The organism is Pseudomonas sp. CC120222-01a, from assembly GCF_003097235.1.
Lineage (GTDB): Bacteria > Pseudomonadota > Gammaproteobacteria > Pseudomonadales > Pseudomonadaceae > Aquipseudomonas.
Genome location: NZ_QEQQ01000001.1, coordinates 210,332 through 225,342 on the forward strand (window position 1 = coordinate 210,332; position 15,011 = coordinate 225,342).

The window sequence follows — 15,011 nt, forward strand, 5'->3', positions numbered from 1 at the left end:
CTTATGCTGTGTTTTTGCACAGGTGTGACAGCAAATGTAGCGGATGGTGCCTATGCTTTCATGAATGTGTAGGAAATTGCCTATTCCGCTGCCCGCCAATGACTCATGACCCTGCCAGCATTGACCCCGCAAGCCCTGCGCGCCATGCTGCCCTCTCCCCTCCCCCACCGCACGATAGACCATGCTCACCTGGCTGACCCGCGACTCGCTGACCTTCCCGCCCCTGGAAAAGGCCCTGCACGACCCCAACGGTTTGCTCGCCGCTGGCGGCGACCTGAGCCCCGAGCGCCTGGAGCAAGCCTACCGGCATGGCTGCTTCCCCTGGTACCAGGACGGCCAGCCGATCCTCTGGTGGTCGCCCGACCCACGTACGGTGCTGTTCCCGGACGAGCTGCACGTCTCACGCTCGCTGGCCAAGCTGATGCGCCAGGGCCGCTACCAGGTCAGCTTCGACAGCGACTTCCCGGCGGTGATTGCCGCCTGCGCGGCCCCACGCGACTACGCCGACGGCACCTGGATTACCGACACCATGCGCAATGCCTACTGCGAACTGCACCGGCGCGGCATCGCCCACTCGGTGGAAGTGCGCGAGGACGGCGAGCTGGTCGGTGGCCTGTACGGCCTGGCGATCGGCCAGCTGTTCTTCGGCGAATCGATGTTCAGCCGCGCCGATAATGCCTCCAAGGTCGGCTTCGTGACGCTGGTCGAACATTTGCGCCAGGCCGGCTTTGTGCTGATCGACTGCCAGATGCCAACCAACCACCTGCACAGCCTTGGTGCCCGTGCCATCAGCCGCGCCCGCTTCGCCGACTACCTGGCGCGCCACCTCGACCAGCCCAACAGTGCCACCTGGGTTTGCTAGGCGAGTTCTGCCAGCTGGCTTACACTTAAAGCAAAGTCTCACCGAGGGGGTTGATCATGACAGAGTTGGCGCGGTTGAAGTTCTATGCCACTCAACCCCACTCCTGCAGCTACCTGCCGGACGAACAGGCCACCACGCTGTTCCTCGACCCCAGCCAGCCGATGGACGTGCATGTGTATGCCGACCTGTCGGAAATGGGCTTTCGCCGCAGTGGTGACCACTTGTACCGCCCGCATTGCCAGAACTGCAATGCCTGCGTACCGGCGCGAATCCCCGCCGCGCGCTTCATCCCCAACCGCCAGCAGCGGCGCATTCTCAAGCGCAACGCCGACCTGACCGTGACGGCCGCCCGCCCGGCGTTCAAGGAAGAATATTTCGACCTGTACCGGCGCTACATCGAAACCCGTCACGCCGATGGCGACATGTACCCGCCGAGCCGCGACCAGTTTTCCACCTTCCTGGTCCGCGACCTGCCGTTCTGCTGGTTCTACGAGTTCCGCCTGGAAGGCCGCCTGCTGGCAGTCGCCGTCTGCGACCTGCTGCCCAACGGCCTGTCGGCGGTATACACGTTCTACGAGCCTGAAGAAGAACGCCGCAGCCTCGGCCGCTTTGCCATCCTCTGGCAAATCACCGAAGCCCTGCGCCAGGACCTGGAGGCGGTGTACCTGGGTTACTGGATCAAGAACTGCAAGAAAATGAACTACAAGACGCAGTATCGGCCTATCGAGCTGTTGATAAACCAGCGCTGGGTCACCCTCAACTGAAAGCATTGGCTTGACACACAGTTTTCGGGCATAATCCACGCCACTTTTTTGCCCGGTGCGGTTATGCGTCGGGCCAACACTGGATCCGAGGGCTCTACTGCATGTCGAAAGAAGACAGCTTCGAAATGGAAGGTACTGTCGTCGACACCCTGCCCAACACCATGTTCCGCGTGGAGTTGGAAAACGGGCACGTCGTAACCGCGCACATCTCCGGAAAGATGCGCAAGAACTACATCCGTATTCTCACTGGCGACAAGGTCCGCGTCGAACTGACGCCTTACGACCTGAGCAAGGGCCGCATCACTTACCGTGCGCGCTAAGCTCTAGCCATGAAAAAGCCCGGCCATGTGCCGGGCTTTTTTGTGCCTTTGAGATTGCAGGGGGCTGCTCCGCAGCCCATCGCGAGCTACGCTCGCTCCTACGGGGTTACGCATCCCCTGTAGGAGCGAGCGTAGCTCGCGATGGGCCGCAAAGCGGCCCCACTGTCACGCAACCTCAGCCGTGGTCTCGAAGTCGAACACCAGTTCGCCATCGCGCAGGTCGACGTGCACCACGCCACCGTGCTCGGCCAGCTCGCCAAACAGGATCTCCTCGGCCAATGGCCGCTTGATCTTGTCCTGGATAAGCCGCGCCATCGGCCGCGCGCCCATCTGCACGTCGTAGCCGGACACCGCCAGCCAGCCGCGGGCGGCATCGCTGACTTCCAGCAGCACACGCTTGTCTTCCAGCTGCGCCTGCAGTTCGATGAGGAACTTGTCGACGATGCTCTTGATCGTCTCGGTGCTCAGGCGGCCGAACTGGATGATGGTGTCCAGACGGTTGCGGAACTCCGGCGTGAAGCTCTTGCGGATGACTTCCATGGCATCGGACGCGTGGTCCTGATGGGTGAAGCCGATCGAGGCCCGCGCGGCGGTTTCGGCACCGGCGTTGGTGGTCATGATCAGGATCACGTTACGGAAGTCGGCCTTGCGCCCGTTGTTGTCGGTCAGGGTCCCGTGGTCCATCACCTGCAGCAGCAGGTTGAAGACTTCCGGGTGGGCCTTCTCGATTTCGTCGAGCAGCAGCACGCAGTGCGGTTGCTTGGTGATCGCCTCGGTCAGCAGGCCGCCCTGGTCGAAACCAACGTAGCCAGGCGGCGCACCGATCAGGCGCGACACGGTGTGGCGCTCCATGTACTCGGACATGTCGAAGCGCACCAGCTCGACGCCCAGCGCCTTGGCCAGCTGCCGCGCCGCTTCGGTCTTGCCCACACCGGTTGGGCCAGCGAACAGGAACGAACCGACCGGCTTGTCCGGCGACTTGAGGCCCGCCCGGGACAGCTTGATGGCGGTGGCCAGCGAGTCGATGGCCTGGTCCTGACCGAACACGGTCAGTTTCAGGTCGCGCTCGAGGTTACGCAGCAGCTCCTTGTCGGAACTGGTGACATGCTTCGGCGGAATCCGCGCGATCTTGGCGACAATGTCCTCGACCTGCGGCACATCGATGCGCTTGACCCGATTGGCTTCGGGCTGCAGGCGCTGATAGGCACCCGCCTCGTCAATCACGTCGATGGCCTTGTCCGGCATGTGCCGGTCATTGATGTAGCGCGAGGCCAGTTCGGCGGCGGCGCGCAGGGCTTCGTCGCTGTACTCGATGTTGTGGTGGCTCTCGAAGCGGCCTTTCAACCCACGCAGGATACCAACGGTGTCTTCCACCGATGGCTCGCTGACATCGACCTTCTGGAAGCGTCGCGCCAGGGCACGGTCCTTCTCGAAGATGCCGCGGAATTCCTGGAAGGTGGTCGAACCAATGCAACGGATTTCACCGGACGACAGCAACGGCTTGAGCAGGTTGGACGCATCCATCACCCCGCCCGACGCCGCACCGGCACCGATGATGGTGTGGATTTCATCGATGAACAGAATCGCCTGCGGGCGCTTCTTCAGCTCACCGAGCAGCGCCTTGAAGCGCTTTTCGAAATCACCGCGGTATTTGGTACCGGCCAGCAGCGCACCGAGGTCCAGCGAATAGACCACGCTCTGCGCCAGCAGGTCAGGCACCTGGCCATCGACGATACGCTTGGCCAGGCCTTCGGCGATGGCAGTCTTGCCGACGCCGGCCTCACCGACCAGCAGCGGGTTGTTCTTGCGTCGACGGGCCAGAATCTGCGCAACACGCTCGACTTCGAGCTCGCGGCCCACCAGCGGGTCGATACGGCCGGCACGGGCCAGCTCGTTCAGGTTGCTGGCGTAGGCGTCCAGCGGGTTGCTCGAAGAGGAGGTTTCGCCACCCTCGTCGTCCTGCATTTCCTGGTCGCTTTCGGAATGCGAACCATGGCCCGGCACCTTGGAGATGCCGTGGGCGATGTAGTTGACCACGTCGATACGGGCCACGCTCTGCTGTTTCAGCAGGAACACAGCCTGGCTTTCCTGTTCGCTGAAGATTGCTACCAGCACATTGGCACCGGTGACTTCGCGCTTGCCGGAACTCTGCACGTGGAACACGGCACGTTGCAGCACACGCTGGAAGCCCAGGGTCGGCTGGGTTTCGCGGTCTTCGTCGTTGACGGGGATCAGGGGTGTAGTGGAGTCGATGAACTCTTGCAGGTCGTGCTTGAGTTTGTCGAGATTGGCGCCACAGGCGCGCAGAACGGTCGCAGCAGCCTCATTGTCAAGGAGTGCCAGCAGCAGATGTTCGACGGTCATGAACTCATGACGCTTCGAACGAGCCTCCTTGAAGGCAAGATTGAGGGTGACTTCGAGCTCGCGGTTTAACATAGCTTCACCTCATACCCAAGTGGTCGGCGATTAACCGTCCTTCTCGATTTCACAGAGTAGCGGATGCTGGCTTTCCCTGGCGTATTGGTTGACCTGCATGGCCTTTGTTTCGGCGATGTCACGGGTAAACAATCCGCACACTGCCCGCCCTTCGGTATGGACGGTCAGCATGATCTTGGTCGCCAGCTCGCGGTTCAGACTGAAGAACGTTTCGAGCACTTCGACGACGAAATCCATCGGCGTGTAGTCATCGTTGAATAAAACCACCTTGTACATCGGTGGCGCCTGCAGGATCGGCTTGGCTTCCTGTACCGCAAGCCCTGAGCCGTCGTCCTCATTCGTTTGCGGGCGATCCTGATTGAATGTTAGTCGAATCTCACTGGGTGCATGCATGGAAAGAATTTCATCATGAGCGTCAGGTTAAGGTTGTGGGTTGACTGCATTGGCGGCCGCTGGCGCACGCGCCACCTGACCTTGACTATCGGCAAAACGGTGTTACAACCAATAAGAACCCACCGTGGTCGATAAAGATCCGCGCAGTCAACCAGATTTTTCGCATGGTTCGTATGCGGATGAAGTGGATGATACTCCAGTGATGGAGTCCTTTGCAGAGGGACATAGGGATGGCAAGCGGTAAAGTCAAGTGGTTCAACAATGCCAAGGGCTACGGATTCGTCAATGAGGAGGGTAAAACCGAGGATCTGTTCGCGCACTATTCAGCGGTGCAGATGGACGGATACAAGACGCTCAAGGCCGGCCAATCCGTGATATTCGAGATCATTCAGGGCCCCAAGGGCCTGCATGCGGTCAATATCAGGGACGCCGCCGCTGTTGCTGCCACCACGGCCAGCGCTGCAGGCCAGTCCGAGGGCGTAACCGTGCAAGTCTGACCCCTGCCCTCTGCCGGTATACGAAAAAACCGGCCGCTTCTTTAACGGAAGCGGCCGGTTTTCTATTGCCTTACATATGTTTGATCATCGCATCACCAAAGCCCGAGCTGCCCACCAACGTAGCGCCGTCCATCAAGCGCTCGAAGTCATAAGTCACGGTCTTGGCTGCAATCGCACCATTGGTGCCCTTGATGATCAGGTCAGCCGCTTCAGTCCAGCCCATGTGCCGCAGCATCATCTCCGCCGAGAGAATCACCGAACCCGGGTTGACCTTGTCCTGCCCGGCGTACTTCGGCGCGGTGCCATGGGTGGCCTCGAACATGGCCACGGTGTCGGACAGGTTGGCACCCGGCGCGATGCCGATACCACCCACCTCCGCCGCCAAGGCATCGGACAGGTAGTCACCGTTCAGGTTGAGGGTGGCGATCACGTCGTACTCGGCCGGGCGCAGCAGAATCTGCTGGAGCATGGCGTCGGCGATGGCATCCTTGACGATGACTTCACGGCCACTCTTGGGGTTCTTGAACTTCATCCACGGGCCGCCATCGAGCAGCTCGGCGCCGAACTCGTCGCGAGCCACTTCATAGCCCCAGTCCTTGAAGGCACCTTCGGTGAACTTCATGATGTTGCCCTTGTGCACCAGGGTCAGCGACTCGCGGTCGTTGTCCACCACGTACTGCAGGGCCTTGCGCACCAGGCGCTTGGTACCCTCGCGGGAGACCGGCTTGACGCCGATGCCGCAGTCCTGGTCGAAGCGGATCTTGGTGACGCCCATTTCCTCCTTGAGGAATTTGATCACCTTGTTCGCTTCAGGCGAACCGGCCTTCCACTCGATACCGGCATAGATGTCCTCGGAATTCTCGCGGAAGATCACCATGTCGACATCGCCGGGCTTTTTCACCGGGCTTGGCACGCCCTGGAACCACAGCACCGGGCGCAGGCACACATACAGGTCAAGCTGCTGGCGCAGGGCCACGTTGAGCGAACGGATGCCGCCGCCGACCGGCGTGGTCAACGGCCCCTTGATCGAGACCACATAGTCTTTCACCGCATCCAGGGTTTCCTGGGGCAGCCAGGTGTCCTGGTCATACACCTGGGTGGCCTTCTCGCCGGCATACACCTCCATCCAGGCGATCTTGCGCTTGCCGCCGTAGGCCTTCTGCACGGCGGCATCGACCACCTTGATCATCACGGGCGAGACATCGACGCCAATCCCGTCGCCTTCTATATAAGGAATGATCGGGTTGTCAGGCACATTGAGCGAATGGTCTGCATTGACGGTGATCTTGGTGCCGTCGGTCGGAACCTTGATTTTCTGGTATCCCATGCTTGCACTACTCCGCTGTCGGGTGTGATTGGACATCATGCGATGCAATGAGCCTAAACCACATCCGTCGACCTGCAAGCGGTGCGGCAATTCACCACATTGCCCCTACGTCTTTGGTCTTATAAATGGCACCGATGTCACTTGGCCTTGCTGATTAGCCCAAATGGTTTGGTATACTCCGCCGCGACCGAAGGGTCATCGGGGCGAATCCCAGGAAAATGCGGACCGCCCTTGGCCATGAATGGCCGCAAAGTCTGGGCTGTTACCGCAGCTCAGCATTGACGCTCGACTGATGCATCCACCATCACCGCTCGCAGCCTCTCGACTTTCCGCTCATGGCGTTGCCAGGGCGATGCGCCTACCCTGCGCAACACGAGACTCGAGCACGCTCAGCACACAGAGAGTTAACCCGCATGCCCACCCGTTCCAAGATCATCTATACCTTCACCGACGAAGCCCCCGCCCTCGCCACCTACTCGCTGCTGCCGATCGTCGAAGCTTTCACCGCTTCCGCTGACATCGCCGTCGAAACTCGCGACATCTCCCTGGCTGGCCGTATCCTTGCCGCCTTCCCGGAGCAACTGGGCGCAGAGAAGCAAGTAGGCGATCACCTGGCGGAACTGGGCCAGCTGGCTACCACCCCTGAAGCCAACATCATCAAGCTGCCGAACATCAGCGCCTCGGTACCGCAGCTCAAGGCCGCGATCAAGGAACTGCAAGGCAAGGGCTTCAACATCCCTGACTACGCCGACGAGCCGTCCACCGAGGCCGAGAAAGAATCCCGCGCCCGCTACGACCGCATCAAAGGCTCGGCCGTGAACCCGGTGCTGCGCGAAGGCAACTCCGACCGCCGCGCACCGCTGTCGGTCAAGAACTACGCCCGCAAGCACCCGCACAAGATGGGCGCCTGGGCCGCCGACTCGCAGTCGCACGTTGCCCACATGAACAACGGCGACTTCTACGGCAGCGAAAAAGCCGCACTGATCGAGGCTGACGACAGCCTGCGCATCGAGCTGGTCGGCAAAGATGGCAGCACCACCGTGCTGAAAGCCAAGACCGCCGTCAAAGCCGCCGAAATCGTCGACTGCGCCACCATGAGCCGCAAGGCCCTGAAAGCCTTCATCGCCGAGCAGATCGCCGATGCCAAGGCCTCCGGCGTGCTGCTGTCGGTGCACCTTAAAGCCACCATGATGAAGGTCTCCGACCCGATCATGTTCGGCGTCATCGTCGAAGAGTTCTACAATGACGTGCTGGCCAAGCACGCTGCAGCCCTGGCTGAAGTGGGCTTCAACGCCAACAACGGCATCGGCGACCTGTACGCCCGCATCAAGGACCTGCCAGCTGACAAGCAGGCCGAGATCGAAGCCGACATCCAGGCCCTGTACGCCGAGCGCCCAGCGCTGGCCATGGTCAACTCCGACAAGGGCATCACCAACCTGCACGTGCCGAGCGACGTCATCGTCGACGCCTCGATGCCAGCAATGATCCGTGACTCGGGCAAGATGTGGAACACCGTCGGTGAACTGCAGGATGCCAAGGCGATCATCCCGGACCGTTGCTACGCCGGCATCTACCAGGCCACCATCGAAGACTGCAAGGCCAACGGCGCCTTCGACCCGACCACCATGGGCAGCGTGCCGAACGTCGGCCTGATGGCCCAGAAGGCCGAAGAGTACGGTTCCCACGACAAGACCTTCCAGATCCAGGCCGACGGCGTTGTCCGTGTAGTCGATGGCCAGGGCAAGGTCGTTCTGGAACAGAACGTCGAAGCCGGTGACATCTTCCGCATGTGCCAGACCAAAGACGCGCCGATCCAGGACTGGGTCAAGCTGGCCGTCAACCGTGCCCGCCTGAGCAACACCCCGGCGGTGTTCTGGCTGGACCCGGCCCGCGCCCACGACGGCGTGATGATCGAGAAGGTACAAAAGTACCTGAAGGATCACGACACCGCCGGCCTGGACATCCGTGTTCTGGCACCGGTCGACGCGATCAAGTTCTCCCTGACTCGCATCCGCGAAGGCAAGGACACCATCTCTGTGACCGGCAACGTGCTGCGCGACTACCTGACCGACCTGTTCCCGATCATGGAACTGGGCACCAGCGCCAAGATGCTGTCGATCGTGCCGCTGATGAACGGCGGTGGCCTGTTCGAAACCGGCGCCGGTGGTTCGGCGCCGAAGCACGTGCAGCAGCTGGTGGAAGAGAACTTCCTGCGTTGGGACTCGCTGGGTGAATTCCTGGCCCTGGCCGCTTCCCTGGAGCACCTGGGCAACACCTACGACAACCCGCGCGCCAAGGTCCTGGCCAACACCCTGGACCAGGCTACCGGCAAGTTCCTCGACACCAACAAGTCGCCTTCGCGCAAAGTCGGTGGTATCGACAACCGCGGCAGCCACTTCTACCTGACCCTGTACTGGGCCCAGGCCCTGGCTGCCCAGAACGACGACGCCGCCCTGCAGGCCCGCTTCGCCCCACTGGCCAAGACCCTGACCGAGAACGAGGAGACCATCGTCGCCGAGCTCAACGCCGTTCAGGGCAAGCCAGCCGACATCGGTGGCTACTACGCTCCGGATGCCGCGCTGACCGCCAAGGTGATGCGCCCAAGCCAGACCCTGAACAGCGCCATTGCCGCCCTGTAAGGTTCGCTTGAAGTAACAGCACAAACCCCGGCCACGCACCGGGGTTTGTGCTTTCTGGACATTGGGGCTGCTTTGCAGCCCTTCGCGGGCAAGCCCGCTCCCACAGGTACTGCACAAGGCTCAAGCCTTACACGGTACCTGTGGGAGCTGGCTTGCCTGCGATGGACCGCAAAGCGGTCCCGGCAATCTAAAAGGGACCCGCAAATGACCTGGCAACCCCACATCACCGTCGCCACCATCGTCGAACACGAAGGCAAGTTCCTCTTCGTCGAAGAATTCAAGGCCAACCAGCACGTCTTCAACCAGCCCGCCGGCCACCTCGAACCCAACGAGACCCTGCCCCAGGCCGCCCTGCGCGAAACCCTGGAAGAAACCGCCTGGGAAGTCGAGCTCACCGGCGTGGTCGGCATCTACCTCTATACCGCCCCGAGCAACGGCGTGACCTACCAGCGCATCTGCTTCGCCGCCCGCCCCGTGCGCCACCATGCCGACCTGGCCCTGGACAGCGACATCGTCCGTGCCGTATGGCTGACCCGCGAAGAACTGCTGGCCGACCCCAGCCGCTGGCGCAGCGAACTCGTCCCGCGCTGCCTCGACGACTACCTCGCTGGCCCGCTGCACAGCCTCGACTTGCTGCGTGACTGACGCGCGGCGCCGGTTTTGATAGAATCGGCGTTTTTCCCCCTTGATACACACCGGTACCCATGACCAGCCCAGCACTCAAAGACCCCGCCAAGACCCGCGTCATCGTCGGCATGTCCGGCGGCGTGGACTCTTCCGTCTCCGCCCTTCTGCTCATGGAGCAGGGCTACCAGGTGGAAGGGCTGTTCATGAAGAACTGGGAAGAAGACGACGGCACCGAATACTGCACCGCCCGTGAAGACCTGGCCGACGCCCAGGCCGTGTGCGACCGCATCGGCATCAAGCTGCACACCGCCAACTTCGCCGCCGAATACTGGGACAACGTGTTCGAGCACTTCCTCGAGGAGTACAAGGCCGGCCGCACGCCCAACCCGGACATCCTCTGCAACCGCGAAATCAAGTTCAAGGCGTTCCTCGACTACGCCCTGTCGCTGGGCGCCGACCTGATCGCCACCGGCCACTACGTGCGCCGCCGCGACACCGGCGATCTGACCGAGCTGCTCAAGGGCCTGGACCCGAACAAGGACCAGAGCTACTTCCTGCACGCCGTCGGTGGTAAAGAGATTGCCCGCACCCTGTTCCCGGTCGGCGAACTGGAAAAGCCTGAAGTGCGCGCCATCGCCGAAAAACACGGCCTGGCCACCGCCAAGAAGAAGGATTCCACCGGGATCTGCTTCATCGGCGAGCGTCGCTTCAGCGACTTCCTCAAGCAGTACCTGCCGGCCCAGCCGGGCAACATCGAAACCACCGAAGGTGAAGTGATCGGCCGCCACCACGGCCTGATGTACCACACCATCGGCCAGCGCCAGGGCCTGGGCATCGGCGGCCTGAAGGACGCCGGTGACGAGCCGTGGTATGTGCTGCACAAGGACCTGACCCGCAACGTGCTGGTGGTCGGCCAGGGCAACGAACACCCATGGCTGTTCTCCCGCGCCCTGCTCGCCTCGGAAATCTTCTGGGTCAACCCGATCGACCTGAGCAGCCCGCGCCAGCTGACCGCCAAGGTGCGCTACCGCCAGAGCGACCAGCAGTGCACCCTGGAGCTGACCGAAACCGGCTACCGCGCCGCGTTCGACGAGCCGCAGCGCGCCGTGACCCCGGGCCAGTCGGTGGTGTTCTATGACGGCGAGGTATGCCTGGGCGGCGGCGTGATCGAAACCGCCGAGCCGTGGAGCCCGCGCGCATGAGCAACCTGCAGGAGCAGCTGATTGCCCTGGGCGGCGTGTTCCAGGCCGCCGTGCTGGTCGACCGCATCGCCCGCACCGGCCAGGCCAGCGAAGCCAATATCGGCTGCATGCTTGGCAGCCTGCTGGTACGTGACCCCAAGGATACGCTGGAGGTGTTCGGCGGCGACGACCTCAACCTGCGTGACGGTTATCGTGCCCTGGTCGGCGCCCTCGAACGCGATCCCAGCAGCCTGCAGCGCGAACCACTGCGCTACGCCCTGTCGATGCTCGGCCTGGAACGTCAGCTGAACAAGCGCGGCGACCTGCTCGACACCATCGGCAACCGCCTGCCACAAATTCAGTCCCAGGCCGACCATTTCGGCCTGGTTCACGAAAATGTCATTGCTTCCAGCGGAGCCTTGTACCAGGACACCCTGAGTACCTTGCGCCAGCGCATCCAGGTGCACGGCGACATGCGCTTCCTGCAACAGGCCAGCAACGCCTCGAAGATCCGCGCCCTGCTGCTCGCCGGCATCCGCGCCGCGCGCCTGTGGCGCCAACTGGGCGGGCACCGCTGGCAGCTGGTGTTCAGCCGGCGCAAGCTGCTCAACGAACTGTACGACATGATGCGCAGCCCCAACTGAAGGGCTGAGCTGGCTCTTTGTGGGAGCGGGCGTGCCCGCGAAGCAGGCGACTCGGTGGATGGCACCGGCTACGCCGGTGTTCGCGGGCTCGCCCGCTCCCACAGGGCCTGGCAGCAGATTCAAATTGGGCCGACCTTTGGTCAGCCACCCGACCCAGGCGCATTTTTCATGTATGATATGCGCCCTTCCAAAAGCCTGACTGTCCGAGAACACCCCATGCAGCTTTCTTCGCTCACTGCGGTTTCCCCTGTAGACGGCCGTTACGCCGGCAAAACCCAGGCCTTGCGCCCCATTTTCAGCGAATTCGGCCTGATCCGTTTCCGCGCCCTGGTCGAAGTGCGCTGGCTGCAGCGCCTGGCCGCCCACCCGCAGATCGGCGAAGTGCCGGCGTTCTCCGCCGAAGCAAACGCCCTGCTGGACAGCCTGGCCACCGACTTCAAGCTCGAACACGCCGAACGCGTCAAGGAAATCGAGCGCACCACCAACCACGACGTCAAGGCGATCGAATACCTCCTCAAGGAGCAGGCCGCCAAGCTGCCTGAGCTGGCCAAGGTCAGCGAGTTCATCCACTTCGCCTGCACCAGCGAGGACATCAACAACCTGTCCCACGCCCTGATGCTGCGCGCTGGCCGTGACGACGTGCTGCTGCCGCTGATGCGCCAGATCGCCGACGCCATCCGCGCCCTGGCCCACGCCCACGCCGACGTGCCGATGCTCTCGCGCACCCACGGCCAGCCGGCTTCGCCGACCACCTTGGGCAAAGAGCTGGCCAACGTCGTGTACCGCCTGGAGCGCCAGATCGCCCAGGTCGCTGCCGTGCCGCTGCTGGGCAAGATCAACGGCGCCGTGGGCAACTACAACGCTCACCTCTCGGCCTACTCGCAGATCGACTGGGAGCAGAACGCCCGCGCCTTCATCGAAGACGAACTGGGCCTGCAGTTCAACCCGTACACCACCCAGATCGAGCCGCACGACTACATCGCCGAGCTGTTCGACGCGATCGCCCGCTTCAACACCATCCTCATCGACTTCGACCGCGACGTCTGGGGCTACATCTCGCTGGGCTACTTCAAGCAGAAGACCGTTGCTGGCGAAATCGGCTCGTCGACCATGCCGCACAAGGTCAACCCGATCGACTTCGAAAACTCCGAAGGCAACCTGGGCATCGCCAACGCACTGTTCCAGCACCTGGCCAGCAAGCTGCCGATCTCGCGCTGGCAGCGTGACCTGACCGACTCCACCGTGCTGCGCAACCTGGGCGTGGGCTTTGCCCACAGCGTCATCGCCTACGAAGCCAGCCTGAAAGGCATCGGCAAGCTGGAAGTCAACGAAGCTCGCATCGCCGCCGACCTGGACGCCTGCTGGGAAGTCCTCGCCGAGCCGATCCAGACCGTGATGCGCCGCTTCAACATCGAGAACCCCTACGAGAAGCTCAAGGAGCTGACCCGTGGCAAGGGCATCACGCCAGAAGCGCTGCTGACCTTCATCGACGGCCTCGACATGCCGGCCGACGCCAAGGCCGAACTGAAGCTGCTGACCCCCGCTACCTACATCGGTAACGCGGCAGCCCAGGCCAAACGCATCTAAGCTGACCGTCGCGTTCAACGCCCGGCCTGGCCGGGCGTTTTTATTCCCGGACGAAAATTACGTTTTTTCAATAGGTTGAACATGAATCCTGATACTCCACTGCAGCTGCTCGGCGGCATCTCGGCCCGCGAATTCATGCGCGACTACTGGCAGAAGAAGCCACTGCTGGTGCGCCAGGCCTTCCCGGACTTCGAAAGCCCGATCGACCCCGACGAGCTGGCCGGCCTGGCCCTGGAAGAGGAAGTCGAGTCGCGTATCGTCCTCGAACACGGCGCCCACCCGTGGGAACTGCGCCGCGGCCCGTTCACCGAAGACACCTTCGCCGAGCTGCCGGAACAGGACTGGACCCTGCTGGTGCAGGCCGTCGACCAGTTCGTCCCGGAAGTCGCCGAGCTGCTGGAGCACTTCCGCTTCCTGCCAAGCTGGCGTATCGATGACGTGATGATCAGCTTCGCCACCCCGGGCGGCAGCGTCGGTCCGCACTTCGACAACTACGACGTGTTCCTGCTGCAAGGCCACGGCGAGCGCAACTGGAAAGTCGGCCAGATGTGCAACAGCGACAGCCCGCTGCTGGAGCACGCCGACCTGCGCATCCTCGCCGAATTCGAACAGAGCGACGAGTGGACCCTGGAGCCGGGCGACATGCTCTACCTGCCACCGCGCCTGGCCCACTACGGCGTTGCCGTGGACAACTGCCTGACCTACTCGGTCGGCTTCCGCGCCCCAAGCGCCGCCGAAGTGCTGACCCACTTCACCGACTTCCTCGGCCAGTTCCTGCCAGAAGAAGAGCGTTACAGCGACGCCGACGCGCAACCTGCCAGCGACCCGCACCAGATCCAGCACGACGCCCTCGACCGCCTCAAGGCGCTGATCGACAAGCACACCAACGACAAGGACCTGTTGCTGACCTGGTTCGGCCAGTTCATGACCGAGCCGCGCTACCCGGAGCAGGTGGTCGGTGAAGAAATGGACGAAGACGAACTGATCGAGGCCCTGGAAGACGGCGCCATCCTGATTCGCAACCCAAGCGCGCGCATGGCCTGGTCCGAACTCGGCGACGATCTGATGCTGTTCGCCAGCGGCCGCAGCTGCCCCCTGCCAGCCAAGCTGCGCGAACTGCTGAAGCTGGTGTGCTCGGCCGACGCGTTACACATCGACAACCTTGAGCAGTGGTTGCAGGATGAAGATGGCCTTATGCTGGTACAGCAGCTGATCAAACAAGGAAGCCTGGGATTCGCCAATGAATAAGATTCGTGTGCGCCTTGCCGACTGGCACAAGGACAACGCTGATATCCGCCGTATCCGCGAAGCCGTGTTCATTGCCGAGCAGCATGTACCGCCAGAGCTGGAGTGGGACTCGGACGATCCAAGCGCCGCACACTTCCTGGCGCTGGAAGGCGACTACCCGATCGGCACTGCCCGCCTGCTGCCCGACGGCACCATCGGCCGGGTTTCGGTGCTCAAGGACTGGCGTGGCCTGAAGGTCGGCGATGCGCTGATGAATGCAGTGATCGTCGAAGCGCAGAACCGTGACCTGAAGCAACAGATGCTCAGTGCCCAGGTTCATGCCACGCCGTTCTACGAGCGCCTGGGCTTTCGCGTAGTCAGCGAGGAATTCCTCGAAGCCGGCATTCCGCATGTGGACATGGTGCGCGACTCGCGCGCCTGATCTTTAACCTGCACTGACCTCTTCGCGGGCACGCCCACTCCCACAGGTACTGCACAGCTTGCAGA

General features: G+C 62.5%; 14 protein-coding genes. 11 read left to right on the top strand and 3 right to left on the bottom strand.

All coding sequences use genetic code 11. The features are described 5' to 3' along the window. The first annotated feature begins 181 nt into the window (after window positions 1-181). The 3 genes from aat (at window position 182) to infA (ending at window position 1,946) form a co-directional block, all read left to right on the top strand. Window positions 182-862, top strand: coding sequence for a leucyl/phenylalanyl-tRNA--protein transferase (gene aat / locus N430_RS01060; protein ID WP_110631916.1), 681 nt, complete (start codon window positions 182-184; stop codon window positions 860-862). Between the two features lie 56 nt (window positions 863-918). Next, window positions 919-1,626, top strand: coding sequence for an arginyltransferase (locus tag N430_RS01065; protein WP_054886817.1), 708 nt, complete (start codon window positions 919-921; stop codon window positions 1,624-1,626). A 101-nt stretch (window positions 1,627-1,727) separates the two neighbouring features. Next, entirely contained in the window at window positions 1,728-1,946 is a 219-nt protein-coding gene (gene infA, locus N430_RS01070) for a translation initiation factor IF-1 (protein ID WP_002553999.1), read from the top strand. Window positions 1,947-2,111: 165 nt separating this feature from the next. On the opposite strand, the gene clpA is transcribed toward infA, so the two are convergent. Then, window positions 2,112-4,382, bottom strand: coding sequence for an ATP-dependent Clp protease ATP-binding subunit ClpA (gene clpA, locus N430_RS01075; RefSeq protein WP_110631913.1), 2,271 nt, complete (start codon window positions 4,380-4,382; stop codon window positions 2,112-2,114). A 30-nt stretch (window positions 4,383-4,412) separates the two neighbouring features. Further along, entirely contained in the window at window positions 4,413-4,775 is a 363-nt protein-coding gene (gene clpS, locus N430_RS01080) for an ATP-dependent Clp protease adapter ClpS (protein ID WP_016488124.1), read from the bottom strand. A gap of 230 nt (window positions 4,776-5,005) precedes the next feature. Between clpS and cspD the strand changes: the two genes are divergently transcribed. After that, on the top strand, window positions 5,006-5,272 hold the full coding sequence (cspD, locus tag N430_RS01085) for a cold shock domain-containing protein CspD (protein ID WP_110632537.1): 267 nt from the start codon (window positions 5,006-5,008) through the stop codon (window positions 5,270-5,272). Between the two features lie 70 nt (window positions 5,273-5,342). Here cspD and icd read toward each other — a convergent pair whose 3' ends face one another. Continuing rightward, entirely contained in the window at window positions 5,343-6,599 is a 1,257-nt protein-coding gene (gene icd / locus N430_RS01090) for an NADP-dependent isocitrate dehydrogenase (protein ID WP_110631910.1), read from the bottom strand. Between the two features lie 413 nt (window positions 6,600-7,012). Between icd and N430_RS01095 the strand changes: the two genes are divergently transcribed. The 7 genes from N430_RS01095 (at window position 7,013) to N430_RS01125 (ending at window position 14,946) form a co-directional block, all read left to right on the top strand. Further along, a complete protein-coding gene (locus tag N430_RS01095; protein WP_110631907.1) occupies window positions 7,013-9,238 on the top strand; it encodes an NADP-dependent isocitrate dehydrogenase in 2,226 nt (741 codons plus the stop codon). Between the two features lie 204 nt (window positions 9,239-9,442). After that, window positions 9,443-9,883 carry an NUDIX hydrolase gene (locus N430_RS01100; RefSeq protein WP_110631903.1) on the top strand — a complete coding sequence of 147 codons (441 nt, stop codon included), beginning with the start codon at window positions 9,443-9,445 and terminating at the stop codon, window positions 9,881-9,883. A gap of 59 nt (window positions 9,884-9,942) precedes the next feature. Then, complete coding sequence (gene mnmA, locus N430_RS01105; protein ID WP_110631900.1) at window positions 9,943-11,067, top strand: tRNA 2-thiouridine(34) synthase MnmA; 1,125 nt, start codon at window positions 9,943-9,945, stop codon at window positions 11,065-11,067. After that, window positions 11,064-11,690, top strand: coding sequence for a high frequency lysogenization protein HflD (hflD, locus tag N430_RS01110; RefSeq protein WP_060511164.1), 627 nt, complete (start codon window positions 11,064-11,066; stop codon window positions 11,688-11,690). The genes mnmA and hflD overlap by 4 nt, the downstream gene beginning before the upstream one ends. Before the next feature lie 216 nt (window positions 11,691-11,906). After that, window positions 11,907-13,277, top strand: coding sequence for an adenylosuccinate lyase (gene purB / locus N430_RS01115; protein ID WP_103448071.1), 1,371 nt, complete (start codon window positions 11,907-11,909; stop codon window positions 13,275-13,277). A gap of 81 nt (window positions 13,278-13,358) precedes the next feature. Then, window positions 13,359-14,525 carry a cupin domain-containing protein gene (locus N430_RS01120; protein ID WP_103448072.1) on the top strand — a complete coding sequence of 389 codons (1,167 nt, stop codon included), beginning with the start codon at window positions 13,359-13,361 and terminating at the stop codon, window positions 14,523-14,525. Continuing rightward, on the top strand, window positions 14,518-14,946 hold the full coding sequence (locus tag N430_RS01125) for a GNAT family N-acetyltransferase (RefSeq protein WP_110631898.1): 429 nt from the start codon (window positions 14,518-14,520) through the stop codon (window positions 14,944-14,946). Before N430_RS01120 ends, N430_RS01125 begins: the two co-directional genes overlap by 8 nt. The last annotated feature ends 65 nt before the right edge of the window (window positions 14,947-15,011 follow it).